This window comes from Terrisporobacter hibernicus, assembly GCF_020809405.1.
Taxonomy (GTDB): Bacteria; Bacillota; Clostridia; order Peptostreptococcales; family Peptostreptococcaceae; genus Terrisporobacter; species Terrisporobacter petrolearius.
In genome coordinates this window covers 2,540,547-2,566,321 of record NZ_CP081135.1, presented here as the reverse complement: position 1 = coordinate 2,566,321, position 25,775 = coordinate 2,540,547, and the positions used below count along the sequence as shown (strand labels likewise).

At 28.7% G+C, this 25,775-nt stretch carries 17 protein-coding genes; 2 read left to right on the top strand and 15 right to left on the bottom strand.

The window, feature by feature from the left end; all coding sequences use genetic code 11:
* Nucleotides 1-219 precede the first annotated feature (219 nt).
* Nucleotides 220-1,530, bottom strand: coding sequence for an SH3 domain-containing protein (locus JW646_RS12490; RefSeq protein WP_228415350.1), 1,311 nt, complete (start codon nt 1,528-1,530; stop codon nt 220-222).
* Between the two features lie 117 nt (nt 1,531-1,647).
* A complete protein-coding gene (locus JW646_RS12485) occupies nt 1,648-2,592 on the bottom strand; it encodes an L-lactate dehydrogenase (protein WP_074914562.1) in 945 nt (314 codons plus the stop codon).
* 200 nt (nt 2,593-2,792) lie between these two features.
* Here JW646_RS12485 and JW646_RS12480 point away from each other — a divergent pair, with 200 nt between their 5' ends.
* The gene (locus tag JW646_RS12480) at nt 2,793-3,962 is read left to right on the top strand and encodes a hypothetical protein (protein WP_228415349.1); all 1,170 of its coding nucleotides are present in this window, start codon (nt 2,793-2,795) and stop codon (nt 3,960-3,962) included.
* A gap of 46 nt (nt 3,963-4,008) precedes the next feature.
* On the opposite strand, the gene JW646_RS12475 is transcribed toward JW646_RS12480, so the two are convergent.
* From JW646_RS12475 to modA, 12 genes are all read right to left on the bottom strand, one after another.
* A complete protein-coding gene (locus JW646_RS12475; protein ID WP_228415348.1) occupies nt 4,009-12,261 on the bottom strand; it encodes a hypothetical protein in 8,253 nt (2,750 codons plus the stop codon).
* 103 nt (nt 12,262-12,364) lie between these two features.
* Nucleotides 12,365-13,237, bottom strand: coding sequence for a C39 family peptidase (locus JW646_RS12470; RefSeq protein WP_228415347.1), 873 nt, complete (start codon nt 13,235-13,237; stop codon nt 12,365-12,367).
* A 151-nt stretch (nt 13,238-13,388) separates the two neighbouring features.
* Nucleotides 13,389-14,270, bottom strand: coding sequence for a polysaccharide deacetylase family protein (locus JW646_RS12465; RefSeq protein WP_148556036.1), 882 nt, complete (start codon nt 14,268-14,270; stop codon nt 13,389-13,391).
* A 287-nt stretch (nt 14,271-14,557) separates the two neighbouring features.
* Complete coding sequence (locus JW646_RS12460) at nt 14,558-15,424, bottom strand: anti-sigma-V factor rsiV (protein WP_228415346.1); 867 nt, start codon at nt 15,422-15,424, stop codon at nt 14,558-14,560.
* Nucleotides 15,421-15,927: an RNA polymerase sigma factor gene (locus JW646_RS12455; protein ID WP_228415345.1), complete on the bottom strand. Its 507-nt coding sequence runs from the start codon at nt 15,925-15,927 to the stop codon at nt 15,421-15,423. Before JW646_RS12455 ends, JW646_RS12460 begins: the two co-directional genes overlap by 4 nt.
* Before the next feature lie 168 nt (nt 15,928-16,095).
* The gene (locus JW646_RS12450; RefSeq protein ID WP_074914524.1) at nt 16,096-16,464 is read right to left on the bottom strand and encodes an HIT family protein; all 369 of its coding nucleotides are present in this window, start codon (nt 16,462-16,464) and stop codon (nt 16,096-16,098) included.
* 54 nt (nt 16,465-16,518) lie between these two features.
* Nucleotides 16,519-17,946: a protein kinase domain-containing protein gene (locus tag JW646_RS12445; protein WP_228415344.1), complete on the bottom strand. Its 1,428-nt coding sequence runs from the start codon at nt 17,944-17,946 to the stop codon at nt 16,519-16,521.
* A 182-nt stretch (nt 17,947-18,128) separates the two neighbouring features.
* A complete protein-coding gene (locus JW646_RS12440; RefSeq protein ID WP_228415343.1) occupies nt 18,129-18,566 on the bottom strand; it encodes a PaaI family thioesterase in 438 nt (145 codons plus the stop codon).
* 234 nt (nt 18,567-18,800) lie between these two features.
* Nucleotides 18,801-19,544, bottom strand: a complete 744-nt coding sequence (locus JW646_RS12435) for a Rossmann-like domain-containing protein (RefSeq protein WP_228415342.1) — start codon at nt 19,542-19,544, stop codon at nt 18,801-18,803.
* Nucleotides 19,510-20,268, bottom strand: coding sequence for an ATP-binding cassette domain-containing protein (locus tag JW646_RS12430; protein ID WP_228415341.1), 759 nt, complete (start codon nt 20,266-20,268; stop codon nt 19,510-19,512). Before JW646_RS12430 ends, JW646_RS12435 begins: the two co-directional genes overlap by 35 nt.
* Nucleotides 20,265-21,083: an ABC transporter permease gene (locus tag JW646_RS12425; RefSeq protein ID WP_074914514.1), complete on the bottom strand. Its 819-nt coding sequence runs from the start codon at nt 21,081-21,083 to the stop codon at nt 20,265-20,267. Before JW646_RS12425 ends, JW646_RS12430 begins: the two co-directional genes overlap by 4 nt.
* 9 nt (nt 21,084-21,092) lie before the next feature.
* A complete protein-coding gene (gene modA, locus JW646_RS12420; RefSeq protein ID WP_228415340.1) occupies nt 21,093-21,893 on the bottom strand; it encodes a molybdate ABC transporter substrate-binding protein in 801 nt (266 codons plus the stop codon).
* A gap of 518 nt (nt 21,894-22,411) precedes the next feature.
* Between modA and JW646_RS12415 the strand changes: the two genes are divergently transcribed.
* Nucleotides 22,412-22,804 carry a (deoxy)nucleoside triphosphate pyrophosphohydrolase gene (locus JW646_RS12415; protein ID WP_228415339.1) on the top strand — a complete coding sequence of 131 codons (393 nt, stop codon included), beginning with the start codon at nt 22,412-22,414 and terminating at the stop codon, nt 22,802-22,804.
* Nucleotides 22,805-22,832: 28 nt separating this feature from the next.
* Here JW646_RS12415 and JW646_RS12410 read toward each other — a convergent pair whose 3' ends face one another.
* Complete coding sequence (locus JW646_RS12410) at nt 22,833-25,586, bottom strand: DEAD/DEAH box helicase (protein ID WP_331478018.1); 2,754 nt, start codon at nt 25,584-25,586, stop codon at nt 22,833-22,835.
* Nucleotides 25,587-25,775 lie beyond the last annotated feature (189 nt).

Sequence of the window (25,775 nt, the reverse complement as noted above, 5' to 3'; positions counted from 1 at the left end):
TAGTTTATTGACTAAACTAAGTATTTATATTTATATTGTAAAAACATTCTGATAGTTTGTCAAATACTTATGTAAAATATTATAAATTTTTTTGATGAATTTTGTAAAAATAAGTAACTATCTTATTTACATAGTATTAATTGTTTTTTTAATCTCATCATAATGAAAAAAGATGCTTTAGTAATAATTTCTACGAAAGCATCTCTCTCAATTTTTTATTTAATTTTTCTCTGCACTTTTTATAGCACTAAAAATATTATTATAGAATTTTACTTCTTTAGAACTATCTATATGCAATCCATCAGAAGTACTAATAAGATATCCTTTACTATCAACAAAATCTTTTGTAGCATTTATTAGCTTAACATTTGATTTTGTTGAGCAAAAGTCTTTAAGTTGTTTATTATACTCATTAATAGCTTTGTTGTGACTTGTTGGGCTATTTTCTGTAAAGTTTTTACCCACAGGAAATACTTTTTGCACATATATAGTTTTGTCTGGATATTTTGCAACAAGTTGATTTATAAGAGCTTTTGTATCTACTATATTTGTGGAAACAGTCACTCCATTTACCCCTATTAATAAAGATACACTATCAATACTATTTTTATCAGGCATTTCATCTACTTTGTCTAACCAATAGGATGGTCTACTTCCTCCTTGGGCATGAACATAAACCATTTCATTTTTACCTTTTATAGTTTTTTCCATTCTTGCAGTAAATGAATCCCCAACAAATAAAAAGTCATTTAAATTTTTTCTATTAGCTAAGTTAGAATTACTTAACTTTACATAGTTGCTGCTAACATAAGCATCTGAATCTTTATATCTAATTTTGTACCATCCATTTGATTGTTTTTTTATTATTTGAACTCTAGATCCTTTATATAGGCTTCCCAATTTAGTTGATGATGTAGAAGCACTCTTTCTCACATTTACAGATGTGGCGTTAATAGTTCCTCTACTAATAACTTTAATACTTGGAGTAAGTTTTATGTAACTTCCTTTTACATAAGCATAAGAGTTTTTATATTTGATTTTGTACCAATTTGTTGAAGTGGCTCTTACAATATTCACCTTTGTATCTTTTGGTAAATATCCTAAAACTTTTGAACTTGTTGAGCAACTTTCTCTTACTGTCAATTTTTTAGCATTATAAACTGTTCCTGTATTTAATACATTATCTACAGTTTTTGTATTGCTAAGTTTTATAAAACTTTTACCCACATATGCATAAGAGTTTTTGTATTTAATTTTGTACCAGCCATTATTAGTTTTCTCTACTATTTCCACCTTATCGCCAGTACGAAGGCTACCTAAGTATTTTCCACTGGCTGAATTTTTACTTCTTACACTAACTCCATCTATAGTTGCCTTTCCCGTGTCAATTACTTTTACAGTAGATTTTTGTAGGGATGCAGTTGTGTTGCTTATTTCATTTGCATCAATTATTGTTCCACCCAAAAAACTACTTATCACAGTCCCTGCTAAAAAAGTAACTATGTACTTTTTAAATCTTTTATTTACCATTTTCATCCTCCGTATTACTAGGTTATAGGTATATATTACCTTTATTTCAAATAAATACAACCTGTTTCCTGAAAATTAAATTACTTCAATGAATGAACTTCATGAAGGCCTTTTTATCTATTTTATTTTAGACATATTTTCTTTTACTACATTACAAGAATGTTTGAACTCTTTTAACTCTTCTTCTGTTAAATTAAGTTCGTATTTATCTTCCACTCCATTTTTTCCTATAACTACTGGAATACTGATGTATAATCCTTCTTCACCATAGTGACCTTCTAGTAATGTTGATGCTGTTGTTACAAATTTTTCATCATGATAAATTCCTTTTATAAATCTAGCTGCTGTGGATGCTATACCAAACTCTGTGCACTTCTTACCTTCATAAGTAAACCATCCACCCTTTATTGTTTTGTATGTTATATCTTTTTTATCTAAACTTCCGAAAGTTTCTGGTCTTTCTTTTTCCAATTCACTTAGTGGTTTTCCACCTAAATTTACAGCTGACCAAGGAATCATTTGAGAGTCTCCATGTTCCCCTAAAGAATATCCTATAATAGACTTATGATCTATTCCTGTACACTGAGCCATAACATTTCTAAATCTAGAGCTATCAAGACCTGTTCCTGTACCAAAGACTTGATTATGAGGAAGACCTGTAACCTTTTGTATATGATAAGCTATTATATCGCAAGGATTTGTAATATTTATTATTATGCCATTAAATCCAGCATTCATCACTTTATTAATATATGAATCAACCATATCCACACTTTGTTGAAGTTCATCTAGTCTGTCTCGAGACTCTGTAATTTTTCCCACACTATTTACTATTATGTCGCAGTCTGCTAAATCTTCATATTCTCCTGCAATTACATTTATTCTATGTGGTAGATATGTTGTAGCATCTAGTAAATCATGTCTTTCACTAATAGCTTTTTGTTTATTACTATCCACTAAAACAAGTTCATCTACTAGTCCTTGAGTTACTAGTGAAAAAGCCACATGAGCACCAACATGACCAACGCCAATTATCCCAACTTTTCTTAATTTTATTTCCATTTGTATTATCCCCCTTTGTAGAATGTAAATTTTTACAATATCTAAAATATTTAAGTTAATAGTAGCACAATTGTATACAGTATGGTTTTTGATTATTAAATTTATTTTCCATAATACCATGTCAATTTACATATTTATACATATTATATTGTAGGGTTTTATATCCAAATTTAAATGCAAAGGAGGTTTTTATCATTACTTTGTCAGATTTATTAAACAAAATAAAAAATTTCTTTATAAAACCAAAAGTCTCTTCTAATGATGTTGATAATATTAAGTTAAATATTTTGTCTAATGGAATCGTCGAATCTCCACCTGTAAGTTTTCAACTTATTTTTAAAGTGTATAAAGATAAATTAGATTCATCTATTGTTAAAGCAAAAAGTCTACGACTTAATCTTAATAATATATATCTTGATGATTATTATTTAGGAGTATCAAGAGAAAAGGAGTTTGTTCCAGTTGACAATCCTTGCGGTGCTGATTTACCTCAAATAACTGGTTACTACTTTTGGGATAAGAAGTATGTTTCCACGGGAGTTTATTTTAATGCAGCTCTTTTAAATGATGTGGATTTTCAAAGCGCCAATCCAGTAATAGAAGTATATGATTTTACTGAAGGCGGCTTTTCTATACTACCTTTTGAATATTGCTCAACTCAAGTACCAAATCCTACAAAGTACGATTTTTTAGTTGATATAAAGTCTGCAACTACATTATTAAATCCTATAGAGTCTGAAGAGGATGTGGATTATTATTTATACACAGCTGATTTAGAAGGAAAGATATATTTAGCACCTTTAATTGAAATAACTTGGGATTCATATACATTACAACAGTTAAATGAAGCACTTGGAAAAGATGTTTCTAATACTATGTTTTCTCATAAGGGATTAGCTTCTATTAATTCCTTAGAATACAATGATATAGCTAATCTTAGTTTAAACTTAGATAACTTCAAATATTTTACTAATTTATCAAAACTAACTATAAATAGCTGTGATTTAGATAATATCCCAGATGATATAGCTAATTTAAGCAATTTACAAGAAATTGTTCTTAATAACAATCATATATCTAATTTATCTATATTTAAAAACAGAAATTTATCTGTAACAGCTTTGGGTCAACAGATTAATTTACCACCTATATCGGGATATACATTGAGTTTAGATTTCTTGCGTGATGCAAATAACAACATTCCAGAAATAGATTTTATTGATTGGAATGGCAAGCGTATAGGAGATTCTATTGTATGGGGTTGGGATTCTCCTCCTCCTCTAGTTGGTACTATATTAGGCTTTTCCTTTTCAAGTAATTCTAGCTTATGTAAATTCTCTGGATTTGTTATTTCCGAGTTTGGCAATTAATTTTAAAGGTCATATCATTTTTGATATGACCTTTTGATTTGTTATTTTATCTATTCTCTACTATAAAATTATACTCTAGAGTATTTTTTATTCCTAGGCTTATCCACTTATTATCTCTGTATTCTTCTTTTTCTAAAGTAACATAAATCATATATTTACCATTTCTGTTTACATAGATATCCTCAGAATAACCATCTGCAAATTCAGTAGTTACATTATTACATTGATAACAGAAATACATATCTTCTTTGTATTCCTCACACTCAAATACACCTTTTCCACTTTCTCTCATCACGCTATAACTAAATGGTTTCCATCTAATATCACCTATGACTGGGTCATCATTATCCATTCCTGCACCTTCTACTTGAAAGTTTGCTTTTATTTTTCTAGGAACTTCATCAAAATCATAAGTTATAGTTACTGTTGTTTCATTTATATCTGGCTTTACTGGCTCATCATCATTATATTCTACAACAATTGACTTACCTTCCTTATCAAAGTCAATGTTTTTTCTTAGCTCTTCTTCTTCATTTAATAATAATTTGGTACTGCTAAAAGTAGTTAGATCATCTCTATCAATTACTCTACTTTCAATAACATTTTCATTTTCGTCTAACAATTTTGCTAATAAGCGTCCATTTAGTTTTTTCAATGAATTATTTTTTACACCAATATCTCCTTGTGAATGATTATTTAATATTTTATGGTCTATTGATATATTCAGTCTTTGTGCATTTTTATTTAATAAGCTTTCAAATACACAGTAAGAAGTATTGTTATTTAAGTTAATTTCAGGAAGTACATATTCTTTATTATCTATTGTTTCTTTGATCTCAGCTTTTATATTAATTTGTAAATTTCCATCAGGTATTTCTACATCTTGACCTAAATAATCTTTAATATTAAAATCAAACACTGTTGTATAGTAACCATTATCTATTGCTTTTAAGTCTTCCATATTGTTTATAATTAATTGATTTTGTAGCAGCGTATTTTCATCATTATTTTTAAATTTAATATAAGTCATAGGTTTTGTAAATTCACTATCTTCATATACTCCAAGAACTACACTTCTATTTGCTTTAGCTAGACTACAATCAGATCCATTGTATAAAGTAACTCTAACGCTTCTTATACCATTTTCTTCACTTATAATTTCTGTTTTTGATATTCCTACATCAGGATAATCCAAATACAATGTTTCATATTCTATTATTGTTTCATCATTTATAGTTTTTCCAGTTATTATTATTGGAATATTACTTATTTCTTCTCCTATTTCATATACAAGTGATAGTTCAATCTTTTCGTTAGGATTTAGAAGTAGGTTTTCAAAATCATAGGATGTTTCATTTAACTCGATTGTAATTTTAGTAATAATGTCCATACCTTTATTTTCCAATGTTAATAAAACTAAAATAGGCATATTAACTTTTACTGTAGTAAAATCAACGTAAATATTTTCCACATTTATTGAGTTTTCTAGATTAGAACTTAGCATATATAAATTTGATACAAAGGTGCTTACATAAACTAATCCCTGTTCAGTAATGACTTCTTTGTAAGTTGAAGGATCTTGTAAATTTATCTTAGAATAATTATTTCCCAACAATATACCATTTATTTTAAAGTTATCGGAAGGATCCATATAGCAGTCAAAAGCATCCACTAATGTTCTATCATCCATTACTCCAACTTCCATAGGTGCTGAAATGCTTATTCTTTCATTTATATCCTCCATAAATTTTACTACTTTTAAAACATCTTTATCTGTATTTTGTTTTCCTGCTTCATCTATGCTTAAATATGCTTCTATCCACATTAATGCTAAGTTTTCCAAATTATTTTCTTGCTTATTTACTTTAACAAATTCAAAGTTTTCACTAATCTCTACCTTATCTTCTCCTGCTTTTTCACTTATTGCTTCTATGGCATTAACATCTATATTTCCTTCTCTATCAATAAATGATACTTTTATATCATTTAATATATTTTCTTCGCTTTCTTTTACAGTATGATAAGCTATTACAAATTTTTCTATTTCCACTCTTCCTTCTGGTATGGTAACTGTAGATACTTTTGGGTTGTCGTTTAAATATTCATCATTTGTAAGTCTTACTGTTTTGATTATTTCATTATTTGGACTTATAATTGAGTAGAATATTTCATGTTCACTTGATAGATTGTTGTTGCTTAAATCAAGTACATAAGCTACTAAACAAGTACCATCTTTTAGCATTGCCACATCCATACCTTTTACTGTACCATTTGAACCATTGTATAAGTTATGTGTTTCGTTTATTTCTAAATTATCTTTATTTATTCTAACAAAATCTATATTGTCCTTTGTAGTAAAATCTAAAGGATTTGTATCATTATTACAATAAACATTACGCCAAGCAAGTAGTAAGGAATCTCCATTAGTTGTTACAACTGGAGCCAAATCTGGTGTAGTATCTTCTGTTACTCTAATAGAGTGCCATAAACTATTTTTATAAATACTAAGCATTATTTCACTGCTATTTAACATAGCCAATTGATCATAGTCTGATAGTTCACTACCTTCAGTAAGGTTAACTTGTTCTCTCAGTCTTATCCATGTGGCTACAGCAAAATCTTTATTACCGTCTATCTTAGGGTTAGAATCTCCAAATCCATCAAATATAACATGTGTATTACTTGTAGACGGTGGTATTACAATTCCAGGGTCAAATTTTCCCTCTTCATTTCTAATACTATAACAAAGTCTTGTATCACTAACATTTGTACTATTTCTGTCACTTAAATATATTAAAATTGAACCGTCATTTGATAATCTAGGATTTGATCCTGGATAAGCATTTTGTTGAAGTATTGATATATTATTATTTGATAATAAAGCAAAGTCACTTGAACTTGCCCAAAATCTTTCGTAATTTTCAAGATAACTTCTTCTTTCAATAAGGCGTTTTGAGCTTACTTCTTCTAAACTTATGTCTTTGTTTTCAAAATCATTGTTGGCTAACACATTTGAGTTTTCATTCCAATAATCATCAATTTTATCCCAATCATTAAAAGCAAAGTTCTTACCCCAAGATTTGGATGCCAATACTTTTTCATAACTTATAAATAAAATTGTTACTGCAAATTCTATTCCTATTGTTCCAAGCAATCCTAAATATTGACCATTTAGCTCTCTAAGGCTAGTGTCATTTAAATAATTTCTAGATAAAAATGCTGTTTCAAAACTTACATCAACTTGACCAAATATACCTATTCTTAAAGCTATAACAGAATAGTCAAAACCTATTCCTACAAAAGCTCTAATATATACATTTGCATTTATTCTAGTTAAATAGTCATTTGCTTTCTTTGATGGGTAATTTCCTGCCCACGGATATGCTGGTAACTGGCTACGTCTAACTGCCACATTAAAGTTTGCTCCTATTCCTCCACCAAACTTAATATAGGCAGTAACTGGTATAGGTCCAACTTGAGTATTATAAGTCCATTTGTATTCCATACTAGCTGTAGCAGTAAACCCTCCACTTAATAAACAAAAATCCCATTTAGTAATGTCATAATCAAAGTCAATTTCTCCTAAGAAATATCCTCCAAGACCTACAGAAAAATCAGTTTGAGAGCTAGTCTTTTTAGTACTATTAAGATTATTATTTAGTGTGTCTTGTTGTTCCTTCATATAAGTTCCTTTTGCCATGGATACTAAGTCGCCTATTTCAGGTACAACTCCCAGACCTCTGCCTTCTAGTTCATCTAAGACAACAATACTTAGATTGTCTGGTATATTTAATCCTGCATCTGTATTTCCTGCCCATATAAATACTCTATATATGGAAGGATCTTGTGTTGATGATATTGCCATTTTGAAAAATTGACCTTGCATTCCTATAGCAGAAATTATATCTAGTCCTACTTGAATTAATTTATCTCCCATGTCTTTTTTTGTTCCACTAATAGATGTGGTTTCTTTTAATTTATCAAGTTGTGAAGTAACTTCACTAGACTGTTCAACAGCTTCAATTCCACACATATTTACTAATTGCACTGGGTTAATTAAGGATTTAGTGATTAGATTATTTTTGTCATACAAATCAAATTGAATAGTTGTTTTTTTCAGCTTATCAATCCATATTGCGTCTTCAGATAAGTTCACTGTATTTCTTATTAAAATAAACTTAGAGAATGGATATTTTATCACATTGCTACTTTGCACAATTTGAGAGTTTTTATTTTTATCTTTACATAGAAGTTTGTAAGTTGCTGCCTCATCAATATTTGTTCCCCACATCATCACATCTGTATTTAAATTTATTTGTAAATGTTTATCGCTTGGTCCCACCTTTGTTATATCATCAGTTAACAGACGTGATATATTGCTATCTGGGTATAAGATACTTTGATTAACAATGAATGGATTATTCGTTTTATTGTCTTTTATTTTTCTTAAATTAACTATTCCTTCACCAAATCTTGCTATATTATCAAGACTTTCATTACCATCTAGGTATATAATTGTTGGATAATAAGCTGAGTTTGATGGATATATTTCTAATATAAATTTAAGTTTGTCTGATGGTATCAATTCTACATACTCATCTTCTCCCAAATCTTTTGACCAAAATTGTGTGGAGTCTAAGTTAAGTCTTATATGACCATTGTTATCTACTTGAACTTCTATTCCTACTTTTCCATCCTTATTGTTAATAAGTGCATTTTGGCAATAGCCACCGTTTTTGTATACTCCACCATAAATTTTCACTTTTTCATTATAAGGAGAACCATCATCTTTTTTCATATTAATATCTATAACTGCTACTTTACGTAAATTAAAATAGTTTATAGGATACAGTGCATTTATAGTTACGTCTTTTTCTCCAGATAATAAACTTATTTTTAATATGGTTCCAAGATAAATCTCATTACTATATTCACTCTTAACATATATATCTGAGTTAATGCTATTTGGCTCGTATAAAGCTAACATTCCTTCATCATTACTTGTAACACTTCTTTTATTATTTTTACTGTCTGTATAATTTAGAGTTGTTTTGCACTTTGGATTAAATTTAAATAAATAAAATTTATCTTTTAGACTTGAAATATTAATTTCTACTTCATCTAATCTATTTGTTTGAGCATGAGTTGCAGTAACTATTACTTTTCCGTCTTGTAATCCAGAAAGTAAAAATTGTTTACTTGGTGTGAAATATTTGTATATTGTTTTATCTATATCTTGATAATTAACCCCATTAAAATAATTAATAGTTAATTTGTTTTGATCAGAAGTACTCCAACTTAGTAAATCATCGTATTCATTAAAAGTTGATGATTTTATATTTGCATTTGCTTTTAAATTCAATTCTTTTCTAAGTTTTTCAATATCATCTGAATTCAATTTTTGTAAGTCTAGGTCACTAATATAATCGTAATTATTCATATCATAAGTTTTTTTATCTTCATTATTTATAAGTATTTTCATACTGCTTGCTGAGTAGACATTAATTATTCTTGAATCAAAACTGTATTCTTTATTTCCAAGATTTTTACCTTTTATAGAAATAGTATAAATGTCTTTTGGAGTATGCTCATCTACATTTGTAATTTCCAAATTATAGCTTCCAGTATATTTGTTATTTGGTTGTTTTGTCATGTCCCCAAATTCTTTTATACTATCTAATAACACTCCTCCATTTTTATCAACCTTAAACAGTACCTCTGCTCCATTTACTTCATCTATATTTTCTATTTCCCAAGTAATATTTATTATGGTTTTCTTACTTGGTTCATCACTATTATCAATATAAGTTGTTTTGTCTCCACAATTTAGATCAAATTTAATTTGTTTAGCTATAACTGTTATATATGCAATATCTGATAATATTTCAGTTTTATCATAAGGGTTTACTGATTTGACAAGAATTGTGTATTTTGGTATGTTTTCTTTTGAAGGTCCTAAAGTAAGCAAATTGGATGGAATTATATACTTATTTTTATCAGGTGAATTTGAATTTCTTGTAAATTCTATTTCGTGCAATGGTTGTTCATTTTCCAGGGCTTCCATTGTATAGTTTCCTGCATATATATTCAAATTAAATTGAATATCTCTGTCTTTAAAAGATTCTGTTAAATTTTGAATATATCTTATTGTTGCATCACTGCCATCTATTATTTCCACCTTTGAAAAAGACGTAGGTATAATAAGAGTTGGATCATCTTTGTGTATTATTTCTATTATATTAGAATATACGCTTATATTTTTATCAGGTTCAACTTTGCCATTTGTTGCCGTAAGTTTTACTTTTATATTTCCTGCAGAAATAAATTCTATTTCATTATTTACTATTGTGGCATCACCTTTGTTATCCACACTGACAATACTCCAATCAAAATCTCCTGCACTGGCAAAAGTAGCATCTCCATCATACTTGTAATCTACTTTTACCAATTCTTTATTCGTATCGTAAATTACATTTTCTTCTCCTGATGGCCAGTATTTTTCATTTTCTGGTCCATTGTTAGGGATAATTAATGTTAGATCTGTTTCTTCTACAAATTCTATTGGATTAACTAAAAAATCAAATGTTTTTCCATATAGTGGTGCATAATCACTTTCTACATTAGTTCCGTGTTCACTATATCTATCCCTCACATATAGCTGAACACCATATTTATGATCTAAAATTCCTGTGTTTACCTTCATTTCACAGCTACCAGATAAATAATAGTTGTTTTCAGAGTCTTTGCCATAAACTAATTTTACATTATCTACTACAGTTTCATTGTTTTCTTTGTCAATTATAGCTGCATATACAGACTTGGATGTTTTGTCAGTTATAGATAAGATGTCGTTATTATAATAGTCATTATAATTAAGATCTCCATTTATTAAATTTACTTTTATATTTACTTTGTTTTTGTAATTATCAAAATCAATTTGATGATCTACTTGCAAATCTTGAATAGCATCATACATTCTTATGGGAACTAAGGTACATGGCATGATTTTATTTATTTCTTTACTACCATATATATATTGACCATCACATTCAATTTTTTCTATTTTAAGCTGAGTTGAACTATTATTTTTTACTGGATAATAAAACATTAATGTATAATTATTGTCAGAAGTATATGATAGTTTTTGATTATTTACTGTAAGAGTAATAGTTGCGTACTGTAAATTCAAAAATTCCTTGAATTTAACTATAATTGGCACTGAATTATTGCAAAAATATGCTCCATTATCGACTATTACTTTGTCAAATATATCAGCAACATCCACTCTTGGTGTATAAGTTAACTGAGTACTTACATCCATTCCAGGATTATCATTCATTATTTGGTTAATATCTATAACTCCATGGTTTTCGTTTATTGTTCCTTTAAGTGTAAATTTAAGATCTTCTAAGTTTGACATTGGTACATTATTATTTATATAATACAAACCACCTGTCCTTACTCCTCCATAGTAGCCTGTTGGCATCCAGTACTGTTCATTAGATATATTTACAGCTTCATAATCTTTTCCTATTTCTTTATGCTCTACATATTCCCTATAAGTTATTTTAAATCCATTGTTATCTCTAATATAATATTTAACTGCAAAATTAGTTGATGTATATTCCCAAAGTATATTCTTACTTATTAAATATTTAAGCAAATCTAAATTTTCATGAAACCCAATGGAAATATTATTTGATGATACATTGAAACATTCACTTTTCCTATAACTCTTTTTAAGTAACATAGGCCAAGATGTGTACAATCTACTATATATTTGAAACTTATAAAAATTATCTATCTTTATATTATTACTTGCAAAATAGTCTCCGATTATATTACAATTTATAGGGTTTATGGCTTGCATCTTTATAAATCCATATCCTGAAAAATCCATTTTGTCTATTCTTTCTTTTTGCTCAGGAAAAGTCCAACTATTCCCATCTTTAGCAAATGTAAAAACACATGTTAATCTTTTTGTAGAATTTGTAGTAACAGTTCCCTTTGGAAAAGTTATTGTTTTTTCTATTTTGTCAGTAATTGCTGCTGGATTAAATCTACTTATCTCTACATTGTCCAGATATAAAATACACTCATAACCTATTAAATTCCCAGTAAAAAAAGTTTCTATGCCCTTTGTAATAGTTAGGGTAAAATAAGCATCTTCTTTTAACTCATATGGATTGTTTGAATTATCATCCATATTAATAAGAGTTATATATATATTAGTATTATTAAACTCTATATCATTACCAATTAAAATACCTGGATTAGTGTTTATAGGTGTCTGGGACATCCTAATCACTTCCTTTACATTTTTCGGCCATAATCGACCTATTATATTCTATGATTTAGACTATAATAAGTGATTGTATGCCATATTAATTTTAATCTATATTTTATTGTAAAGCTTTAAATGCCCATAAATCTTTAGCTTCTTTTAGGAATATATTTATATCCCAAGTTTTTTTACTTCTTAGTTTACTATCTGGGTCATTTACTATTATTTTGTTGTTGGTATTTACTCCTGTTAACACAATATAATGTCCTGATGTTGTAAATTCTCCCGGTCCCATACTAATTATTATTGGTTGTCCTTTTCTTAAAGTTTCCAATATTGATTCTTTGCTTAAAGGTATTTCTCTACCTGCTATTTTAAATTTTCTAGCACCATATGTCATCAAATCCCAATTTGTTCCTACTCCTTCTACTAGATATCCATTGTCCTTACTATAATCAGCTACTACTTTAGGATTTATTTTTGTATTTCCAGTAAGTCCTACAGCTACCATTGCTAAAGATGTTGGTCCACATCCATTAATAGCAATGAAATCTGAGCCATATTTCTCATAGCCCCATCTTTCATCCCATTGGATAAATAGTGGTATTTCACCTTTTTTATAGTCTTTTCTAACAGATGCCTTCATTTCATTGTAACCCTTGTAGTCAGTATAATCTGCCACAAAATTTAAAGCTTCTTCTTTTTTAGATGCTAATTCTAAAAGTTCTCTAGGATATAAGTCTACATTTTCTAAAATTTTATATGTATTTGGATTGTTTTTATTATTTTTTAGTATTAGTTTTAAAACATGATCATTGGACTGTTTTATTTTTTTTGATATTTCTTCCATATTTTCATTCATAGCAACTTGGTCATAATCTTTGCTATATGCTTTTATTGTTTTTCCAGCTATTTTACCTATTCCTATTAAAAACACTATAGATAATAGAATTAAAAACACTGGTTTTTTCTTATGTCTTTTTCCCCTCATAACAATCTTTCCCTTTTCTTTTTTTATAATATTTTATAATTTATTTTTTCATAAATGTAGTACTTGTTCCAAAGTTATAATTTCCTAATATGTAAAAAATCCTGTAGGTAGATTTGTTTAAATCTATCTACAGGATCCTTTAAATACATTTTTATGATAAAGTTTTGAATTCGTATCCATTATCTTTAAAGTATTTTATTATATCTGGTAAAGCTTTAGCTGTTTCTTCTTTTCCATAAGTGTCATGCATTAATAAAACTACCATTTCTTTTCCTTTTGAAGTTTTAATAGCATAGTCAAGTAGCTCTTGAGCATTTTTTCTTTTTCCTTCAGCATCTGCATTTAAAGATGACCAGTCAATAGATACCATATTATTTTCGTCTAAATACTTATCTAAAGGTTCCATACCCTTCCAAGACATATACCCTCCTGGGCATCTTATTACTCTTGTTGAGAAGTACTTACCTAATATATCTTGTAATAGCTTATCATTTTTATCAAAGTCTTCTTTAAATGCTTTCATATCTAAAGTTCTACCTGGGTATAACTTTTTAACATCATGAGTATATGAATGGTTTCCTATAGCATGACCTTCATCAAATTCTCTCTTTACAAGATCTTTGGCCACTTGTCCACCATTTTCTATGTTTTGTCCAGTTAAGAAGAATGTTGCTTTTACATCTTCTTTCTTTAAAGTCTCTAATACTTTTGGTGTGTTAGTTTTAGATGTACCATCATCAAAAGTTAAAAATACTATTTTTTTACCGTCGTTAGTATAATCATACTTACTTAATTTTTCTGCTACTTTCTTTGCATCATAAGAGTATTTTTCACCTTCATGACTAACTCCAACTACATATTTTTTCTTTTCTTCTTCTTCTTTTCTTTTTTCTTCTGCTATTCTAGCTTGCTCTGCTTTGATTTGTCTTTGATTATCCACATATGCCAATGTTCTATTTAATACCCCAAATACTGTTAATCCTGCAACTAGGACAACCAATGCCTTTTTCTTGTTTATTCTTCTATTACTCATAACTCTCAACTCCTACCTCTACTAATTCAAAGCTATATTTTATCGCTTTTAGTGTTTTTACGTAACAATTTGTCGACATACTAAGTATATACCCCTTAGGTATCACTATTCAATAGGTTTTTTATTACAAATCTGATATAAAAAAGTTTATTTTTTTCTAAAACTTTTTATAATGCCAGGTGTAGGAGTTATCCACAATTTATTAAGTTTTCTTAATAAATGTGTTCATGTAAAAAAGGGCATTTCTGCCCTTTTAGGTTTTTGACTTTTGTAATTTTCATACAAATCTATTTCATAAGTTTCTTAGTAACATCTTTAGGTATAGTAAATTCCACTAAACCAGATGATCCTGGAGCAACTTCGTATTTATCAAAACATATAACTATTTCATTTTTATCATTTATATAAAATCCTTGATCTTTCTTTATTTTGGTAAAGTCTTCTATTTCTCCATCAATCCAATATACATCTTCTGGATTCTTTTTAGTTCTTTCTCTCATTTGACTTATAATATTTTTGCTTATAGCATTTACATAGTCACTTCCTTTAAACATACCTTCCAATGTTAAAACTGTTTGATTTTTCTTATCTATATTATAAAACTTTCTAGTTGTGTTAGATGAACCTTGTGCGTAGTAATTATAGATTACTAATGATAAAACATCATCATTTTCATTTATTACTTCGTACCAAGATTCTCCATATTTTCTGCCTTCTACCCCTAGCTCCTCTAAATCTTTTACTTCATTTAAATACTCATCATATAGTTTTTTGCCTTCAGCTTCAAATTCTTTGTTTAGCTTATATTCTAATTCCTTATCTTTCAATCCTTCTATTTTAGGTACATCAATAGATACATCATACCCATTTTGATTCATCTTATAATTCTTGAAATTTATAATTTTTATTACATTTCCTATTACAGGTATATTCTCTAGAGTATTTGCAAATGCTGGACTTAAATTAACAGCACCAATTATTACACATATTGATGCAGCCACAGTAGACCACCTAGCAATCTTGTTTCTTTTATTTGTATTTTTATTGGTATTTAATGCATCATTTACTACATCATTCAGTTTGTCTGGTATTTCTATATTGTTATAGTTTTTCTTTAAATTTTCTATCTTTTTATCTTTTTTCAAAACTTTCACTCCTTCTCTTCAACGAGATCTATTTTCAATTTTGATAACCCTTTATAAAGTCTTGTTTTTATGGTGTTTTCATTTTCATTTAGTATCTGGGCTATATCTCCTATTTTCATGTCTTCAAAATATCTTAGCACGATGACAATCCTGTACTTTTCAGGTAATCTTTCCAAAGCTTCTTGTAAGTCTATATCTTCATATGTATCATACCCTATTGCCTTTTCCTCTTGTATTTCATCACTTATTGCCACATATTTTTTATTTTTTCTAATATAATCTATTGCACAATTTGATACTATTTGATAAATCCAAGGTTTGATGCTATCTATGTTTTTGAGAGTGTTTATATTAACCAATGATTTGCAGACAGCATCATGCACTATATCCAGTGCATCATCTTCATTTTTTACATAGGTGTGAGCAAATCTATACAAAGATTCTTTATTATCAACTATATATTTCCTTACTTGTTTTTCTTTTTTTCTTTCTACTAAGCTTAGTAATTTCATTTCATTTGTTCACCTCTCATATATTAGACGTTTTATATAATTTAAAAAGTTTTGTAATATATATACTTTATTATAAATTTTTTTATATTGCCATATTTATATTTTTCGAAATATAAAAAGGATTACTTCCTTATTGAAGTAATCCTTTTTATTTTATACAATCTTTTATTATTTACTATATTTCATGTATTTGGGTATAGCTCCTCTTACTCCACCTGTTGGGTCTATCACATCTCCAGTGAATCTAGGCATTAAATGTATATGAACATGAAAGACTGTTTGTCCACCAGCTTCATTTACATTGACTCCCACATTATATCCATTGGGACTATATTTTTCATCTAGCAATTCTTTGCCTTTATCTACTAAGTCAAAGATAGCTTCTCTTTCTTCCTTTGTTATATCAAAGAAGTTTGCAACATGGCGCTTTGGTATTACTAACATATGACCTGGTGTTGCTGGAAATTTATCGAAAATAGCATAAGCAAGGTCATTTTCCAGTACATAATCTTTTATTTCACAAAATATACAACTCACTTTAATTCCTCCTTACTTTTTCTATTTAATATTTCCAGTAAATATTTTATCAATTTATTCTACTCCACTATTTATTTCTAAGTCTGATTCATTACCACTATTCTCCCCACCGCTACCTTCTTCTGGGTTAGGGTCAGGTTTTGGTTTTTCTTCTCCTCCAGTATTTGGCTTATCTTCTTCTGGATTAGAAGATTCTCCATTATTTTCCTCAGGTTTCGGTACTACTGTATTATTACCATTACCACTGCCATTACCACCAGTATTGTTTCCAGTATTGTTATTATTATGATTATTGTTGTTATTGCTACTGCTATTATTATGATTATTGTTGTAATTGTTATTTACATTGTTACTATTATTAGTATTTTCGTCTGAATAATAATCATTTTGGTATTTATCTTCATCATTTGATTGAATATCTGCTGCATCAGTTGCTACATCAGCTGCTTCAACTTCTGTATTTTCTTCTGGTTCTACAGGTTCCTCTTTTACTGGCTCTTCTTTTACTACCTCTGTAGTTGGTTTAGTTTTAGCACTTTCTTTTTTGTTCTTGTTAAGTAACTCTATGCCTTTTACACCTATTACTAAAAGTAGAAACACAGCTGCACAAGCACATACTTTCTTAATTAGTCGTCTTTTCTTTAATTTAGAATCATACTCTTGTACACTTTCTTCTTGTACACTCTCTTCTTCTACATTTTCTTGCTCTACATCTGAATCAATTTCGTCTAATGTTTCTTCAACATCCATTGGTAGGCTTTCTAGATAAGAACTTACATCTAATATAAATTCATTTAAGTTTTCATACATATAGTCTGCTTTATCAGTAATTGCACTATATATAATACTAAATATTTCTTCATCTTTAATTTTTTTCTTTAATTTTCTTGAAGTAAAATCAAGATCCCTAGTTATTAACGTGTATAAAATAATACCTATAGAATAAATATCTTCTTCTTTTCCAGCCTCAAAGTCCTCTTCATCAATAAGATTTCCTGACTCATCGTATTTTTGCTCTAAATATGATAACACATCAACTTTTACAACACCTTGGGAATCTATGAAAATGTTTTCTGTGTCTAGATTTTCATGACTTAATGATTTATGATGAAACTCCTTTAATCCTTCTGCTATTTGATTAATTATATTTAGACTTTGTCTATAAGTCAGTTTGCTAAATACTATCTTATTCCATAAGCTTCTACCTTTGAAATACTCCGTTTCTATATAGTAATAAATATAATTTCTTTCTACAAAACTAAATATGCCATTTATTCCTATTAGATTTTCATGTTTTAAATCTTTTAACATATTTATTTTTTCTGTTATATCTTTTATGAATCTTTTATGATTGCTTTCTTTTCTTAGAACTTTTAGACGTACTTTTTGCTGTGTTTCATTATTTATGGCCACATATACTTCAGCCAATTCGTCTTTTTCTACAAGCTGAATATCCGTATATTTACTCCTAAAATCTTCCATTCACTATTCCTCCATAATATATTCCTTTTCCCTAACAATAATTAAGTTAATTATACAGAATTTATAAGTAATTATCTATATTTGTGTCTGATTTTTTTATATTATTGTCACTTTTTGGAATAATAAAAGAGTGTATTATTTTTTAATACACTCTTTCCATTCATAATTAATACTTATTTGTTCTATAAATCTACTTTTTTTTCTATATTGTAATAAGAATTAGTAACCTTGGCAATTAGTCTCTCACTATCATCCCATATATCCACCTCATAAACTAGAACCTTCTTACCAAATTTGATTTCCTTGGCAATAGCTGTTAGCTTTTTTGATTCTATGGCAGGATTTAGATAAGTAATATTACTAGAAGTAGTTACCACGTAGTTACCTCTAGACCATGCTGCAGTTCCTCCCACCGTATCTGCCAAAGTAAAAATACATCCTCCATGAACAGAATTTCCAGGATTTAAGTGACTTTCATTTATATCAATTTCTCCCTTAGCATAACCTTTTGAGATTGCTGTTATTTTTATTCCTATATCTTTTGCAAAACCAGTTAAGCTATTTCTGTGTTCCATCATTTTTTTGTAATTTACTTTATCTATAATATCTAGTTTTTCCAATTTATTTTGCCCCCTTAATTTGCTGTTTTCAATAAGTTTTATAAATATTTTACCACAATATTATAATATCTCTATTATGAAAAAATATAAATAGAAGTTCTTATTTTGTTAAGTTACTATATCACTCATTTTTTATAATGAATCAGGATTAAAATTTTTACTTCCAAATAAAAAAAACAGCTATTTAATAGCTGTTTTTCAGTAATAATAATTAACATATTTTCAGTTAGTCTTTTATTGTGAGCAAAAGCATGCTCTTTTTAAATCAAATATATTTGCCGCACCTGCAATAGTTGTTCCAAAGAACACAACTTCTTTTTCTATATCCATAAAATTGACTAAAGATCCATTGCATAAAGTACTACCTGTGCAAAGTACCACATCACTCCAGTTAATCACCACATCTTCGTAATCTTTCGCACCATCTTCTACAAGCACCCCATATTTCCTTTTTCCTACCATATCTGGATTTAAGTCTAATACACGTATATTATTTTCTTTTGCTAAATGTTCTAATATGGCTGGTTGATATCCTATTAGTGCTATTTTTTTATTTTCAAAGTTTTCTCTCACATAATCAGCGAACTTCTTTGCACAAATTTCTGTATCATTATTTTTACAGTGAATAGTATTTGTAGCCATATTTAATTTGCACATAACTGCATTTAAACTTGCTAAGAAAAGTCCCCTTCCATGGGAATCATTTAATAAATCCAGCTGAAGTATTTCTTTTAGGTTTCCTCTAAAGGCTGATGGTGAATCTGTAAATGCTTGTCCAATTGCACCTTGAAATTCAGCTTGAACCATTACGTCTTTTCCCACTATAATTGGAAAGTCTTTTCTTTTTACAATACCTATTGCCTCTTGTGGAGTCAGCGTTTTAGAATTAATTACTATATCACTATCATCTAGATTATTTTCTTTTATTAAATCTTCAAAATACTTATGTAATGTTTGAAATAACTCCTCTTTTGTCATAATATTTCCCCCTTCTTATTCCCAAAAATTCATTAATATCTTCATCTTTATATTCATCAAATAATTCTTTACTTTTTCTCACTGATTTTAGTTCACCACTTTTTAAAATACCTATTCTATCTGCCATTATTTGAGCTTCATTAAAATCATGAGTTACAAAAATTATGGTGCATCCAAATATTTTATGTATCTTTTTTATTTCATCGTACATACTTAATTTTGTTGTAGGGTCCAAAGCTGAAAAAGGCTCGTCCATTAATAGAATTTTAGGTTTTAAAACTACAGATCTTGCTAAAGCTGTTCTTTGCTTTTCTCCTCCACTTAAAGTTCCTGGATATTGATTTAATATTTTTTCTATGGATAAAATCTTGCAAATTTCTTCCACTGTGGATTTTATGATTTTCTTATTAATTTTCTGTATTTTAAGACCATAGGATATATTATTAAAAACAGTCATATGAGGAAATAAACCATAATCTTGATAAACAAATCCTATTTTTCTATTTTCTAAAGGTATTTCATTTATTTTTTTATCATAAATTTTTATACTTCCTTCTTCACTTTTGTAAAAACCTGCTATAGATTCCAAAAGTACAGTTTTGCCTGAACCAGTCTTTCCCAATATAGCAAAGATCTCATTTTCGTAAATTTGTAAATTTATATTTTTTAAAGAGAATGAACCTACGCTTACAGAAAACTGCTCTATATCTATAAAACTTTTCACCTTCCTACCACATCCTTCATTCTATCTCTTTGCAAATCTTTGTTTGTAAAATAATTGGAAGCAAATAATGAAATTGATGAAATTAAAAGAAGTATTAATGCAGAAGCCATGGCCACTCCATTGTCTCCCGTTGCCACATTTAAATATATACTTCCAGGAAGTGTTTCTGTTTTCATCCTTGTAACTCCTACCAACATGAGTGTAGCCCCAAATTCACCAAGTCCCCTAGACCAAGTCAAAATCAACGCTCCTATTATGGAGTTTTTTGCAAGAGGAAGTGTAATAGTTAAAAACCTAGTAAACTTGCACGCTCCCAAAGTACCTGCTATAAACTCCAACCTACTGTCCACCTCCAAAAAAGCTGTTCTCAAAATCCGAATAGCATAAGGTAAATTTACCACAACTTGGGCTATAATTATGCCTAACTGGCTATATATAACTTTTATTCCAGCATGTTTCAAAGCTTTTCCAAAGGGTGATGAAAAAATAATTAGCAAACTAAAGCCCAATACCAAATATGGAAGGCACAAAGGCAGCTCTATAATTATTCTCATATATTTATTTAGTTTATTGTTTTCTCTCGTCAAAGTATATGATGTTGGTATAGATAAGAACATACAGATGATAGTTGATATGGTTGTTGTTATTAAACTAAGTTTTAGTGAGAATTGTATTTCTTTTGAAACAAATGCTTCTTTTATATATGGAATTCCTTTTATTACAATGGTGAGTACTATTGAAGACATAAATACTACCACAAAAACGGTGATTGTATATGAGATAATATTAAATAAATTATTTCCTTTATTTTTCATATAAGTTTTCTAATTTAATACTTCATATCCAAAGCTTTTCCATATATCCTTTGCTTTATCATCATTTAAGAATTTAATAAAAGCAGTTAATGATTCTTTATTTTCACTGCATTTTAAAGAAGCTGCTGGTACTGTTTTTATATATTTATCCAAATCCTTTGTGTTTACTATTTCTATATCTTTACCTTTTACATTTTCTTTCCAAACTATAGTTGCATCACATTCCCCACTTGTAAGAGCATTTGTAAGTTCTGGTGCTGTAGAAGTATTTGCAACTACATTTACCTTTTTAAATATTTTTGCATCTCCTAGTGCTTTTTTAGCTATTTTTCCTATTGGTGTAGCTTCATAATCACCTAAAACAACTTCTACACCATCTTTTGTTAAGTCATTAAGACCTGTAATTTCATTAGGATTTCCACTTTTAACTGCAAGTACTGGTATATGTTTTACAAGATCAACACTTTCTTTTACTTGATCCTTTACTGGTTTTAATTCTTCTGAAGAACCTGCTATAAATAGGTCTCCTTCCTCAGATGTATTTATTTGTGTTTGTATTTGAGCTGCATTAGCATAAGTTACCTTTATGTCACAACCTGTTTCTTTTTTGAACTCCTCTGCTATTTTCTCAAATGGTTTTGTCATTCCTGCCCCACAATAAACTGATAAACCTTTCCCCTTTAATGCTAAAGTTTCTTCTTTCTTTGTTGTGTCTTTATCTTCTTCTTTGTTTTGTGTTGAAGTACATCCTGTAAATAATGCTGATAGTATTACTGCTGTTGTTAGTAGTAAAGATAGCTTTCTTTTCATTTGTATTTCTCCCCCTTAGATAAATGGTTTACTTAAGACAAGTTTAGCATATACTACTATTCATTGTCATGTTCTAGTTGGTTTTATCATGTTTTATTATGTTTCATAAATATTAAGGGTAAATTGAGTTAAAAATAATAAAGTAAATGCTTTAAAATAATTTAACTTATTTTGGAAAAACACTTTACAAATATAGTAAGATATATTACTATTTAATTATAAATGATAATTATATTATGAAAATATAAAAAAGTCAGAAGGCTTATACCTTCTGACTTTTTCTTTTTAACCCTTAGAAAAAGGTAGCTTTGTTTATCATAAGAATCATAATATACATAGTATTCTACTTTCCCCAAGTATGAATTATGTTATTAAAAGATGGCCTTGCCATCTTTTTTTTTCGTTCAGTATATTAATCATTTCTCACAATTAGTTTTCCCATGATTTCCAAAACAATTAACTAGAAAAACACTTTAAATTTGTATTATTTATGGTATCTTATTGTATGAGGTGATATTTTGAAAAAGACAATTAAAGTAGTTGCTGCCATAATAGAAAACGAAAATAATGAAATATTATGTGCTCTTAGATCTCCAGAGATGACTCTTCCCAACCAATGGGAGTTTCCTGGTGGAAAAGTTGAGCAAGGAGAATCTTTATTCGAAGCAATAGAGCGAGAAATAAAGGAAGAGTTAAACTGTACAGTAAAAGCTGTTGATGAGTTTGACGAGAATACTCATGAATATGAAAAAGTTATAGTAAATCTTATAGGAATTAAGTGTAAATTAGTAAAAGGTACTCCTGTTGCTAGAGAACATTCTAAGCTAGTTTATCTGAAAAAAGAAAATCTAAATTCCTTAGTATGGGCTCCCGCTGATGTGCCTATTGTGGAAAATCTTATTAAAAAATAGAGGACAAACTGCCTCTATTTTTTTATGCTTAAATCTTTTCAACAAACTCTCTATAAATCTTTGTAGGAACTTCATTTTGAAGTTTTAGTTTTACAGTAATAGGCTTTTCTCCTTCATACTCTACGGTATCACCTTTTCCAATATAAATATAAGGTTGAGCCTTTTTATCTATTTCTTTGTATTTTCTCACAAATAAATGCAAATTAACATTTCTATCTTTGTTGAAAATTATATTCTTTCCTCTGTCTGAGTTTTGTTTAGTTGAATTTGGACTTTGCCATTGGAAGTAGTTTTCACTTAAAAACTTGTCCTTATAGTTGATTCTCTCTTCTATTCCTTCTTCTTTGTGAAGGTCTATAAATAAGAAATACTCCTTTCCACTTGATAAAAGTCCAACTCCTCTAAATGAGGAATGTTTTTTTCTGTGGTTAGATAATAAAGCTACTCCTGGCATTTTATACTGCTCATATAGTTTTAAAAATGGCACACCATAGTACTCTTCTTGGAATTCTTTTTCATATCTAAAAATACCATAATTGATGGCATCTTCTATATATTTTCTGTATTCTTTCTTGTTTATTATAGCTTCAAATCTATCAGTTCTATACAGAGTATCTTCTTTATACTCTATCAACTTCACTTTTTGCCTAATCATTACAGAGTCCCAGTACTGATGATCTAAACATTCAAAAGCATGTCTTACACTATCTTCATCCATATAATTTATATATTTTAAAATCTCATTTTTAGCTATTTCCAGAGAAATACTATCATGATTTAACAAATATTTTAATATTACAAATTCATTTATTCTTTTTAAAGGTAAACTTGTGTTAAGCTCTTTTAATATTTTTTCAAAATCATCATTTAATAATAATTCTTTTAGCTCATCATCTTTTTCTGTTTTTGCCACAAATCCTAAATAAGTTCCTTCTTTATCAATAAACTTAACAGGATCTGGCGCGCCATCATATTTTACATAATCAAGTAACATATATGGAATTTTTCCACCACATAAAATCTTAAACTGATTATATTCTTCTCTTAAATATTTCAAATCCCTAAAGTTTTCTTTATCAATTTGCTCCAAAATTCTATCTTTTGATATTTGATCTATTTGAATATGAGTACATCCTGGCACATCAGCAAAATCAGTAGCTACAGCCACCTTTAGACTGTCCTTGTCATAATATCTAGCTCCATTTAATGCTATGGCAATTAAAAAAGTTTTGTTATGATTTCCTATAAAATCAAGAACAGTTAAAAACTCTTTGCTGCCGCTTTTTCTAAGTCCTCTACCTAATTGTTGAATAAAAATAATAGGTGAATTAGTAGGTCTTAACATTAAAACAGTATTTACAGAAGGTATATCCACACCTTCATTGAAAATATCTACTGTAAAAATAGCTTGTAAATCATCTTTATTACTTTCTAATCTTTTTATATATTCATCTCTTTTAGCAACAGTATCCTCACCACTTAGAGCCACACTGCTAATTCCTCTTTTATTAAATTCCTCAGCCATATATTTAGCATGTTCTATATTTACACAAAAACCTAGTAGCTTTCTAAAGTTTCCGTCATGACCGTAGAAATTCATTTTTTCTATAATAAAATCAACTCTTCTATTTATCATTAGACGCTGTGCCAACTGTGATTTATCGTCTAAATTAACATCTTCCAAGTCCACCCCTTCTATATCAGTAACACCGAAGTAATGGAATGGTATAACCAAGTCTTCATCCAAAGCCTCATGTAGCCTAACTTCTAGGGCCACATTGTTGTCAAATAATTCAAAGACACTAAGGCTGTCGCACCTTTCTGGTGTTGCAGTCATTCCTAAAGTAAATTTTGGTTCAAAATGACCTAGCACATTTAAATAAGAATCGCTGGCACCATGATGAGCCTCATCAATTATAATATAATCAAAATAATTCTTATGAAAGTCCTCATAATATCTGTTCATAGTCTGTATAGTAGCAAATAAATAATTGGCATCTCTATCCTTTGCATTACCTGTAAACAGACCAGTTTTTATATTTCTACCTTTTAGTAATTTTTCAAAAGTCTCTTTAGCTTTCTTCAGAATTTCTTCTCTATGAACTATAAATAACATAGTCCTAGGCTTATATTGCATTACATCAAAAGCTGACATATAAGTTTTTCCCGTTCCCGTAGCTGCAATAACCAAAGCCTTCTTTTCTCCATGGGCTCTAAGTCTTTCTAGATTTTCCATGGCTCTTTTTTGCATTTTATTAGGACTTATAGGTTTTAAATTTTCAAAAACCATTTGTCTTCTTACTTCTGTCCTTTTGATTTCATTTAAAAACAACATATATCTTTGTAGTACTTCATCATTTAGCTCAGAACTCATATCCCATAGATTGTTGTACTCTTTCAGTACATGTTCAATAAATGGAGCTCCCTCTTTGGAAAGAACTTTAACATTCCACTCCACATTACTTTTTAGTGCGCTTTGAGTAAGGTTCGATGATCCTATGATTATTTTGTAATCATCTTCATTTTCAAAAATATATACCTTTGTATGAAAGCCTACTTTGTTGTCTGCTATAAATATTTTCATATCTATATTTTCGAATTCTTGCATTCTTTCCAATGCTTTTGGTTCTGTAAAGTTCAAATAAGTTGTAGTTATTACTTTTCCTTTTACCCCTTTATCTTCTACTTCTTTTAATGTATCTAATAAAAGTTGCAAACCACTGTAGTTTATAAATGCTACAGAGAAATAAAATGATTTACATTCTTTCAAGCTTTTTTTCAATTCGTTTAGCAAGTTGTTATGTTTTGAATTTATTATTAGTTCGTTTGTTTGTTGGATTAATTTCCCCCTGATTTTTGTAAGTATATGATTGAATTATATCATAAAAATTCGCTTCCCTCATGTCGCCAACGATATATCTTTGCTTCGCTTCAGATATATCCGTTGCTCAAAAAATAATCCATAGACCTT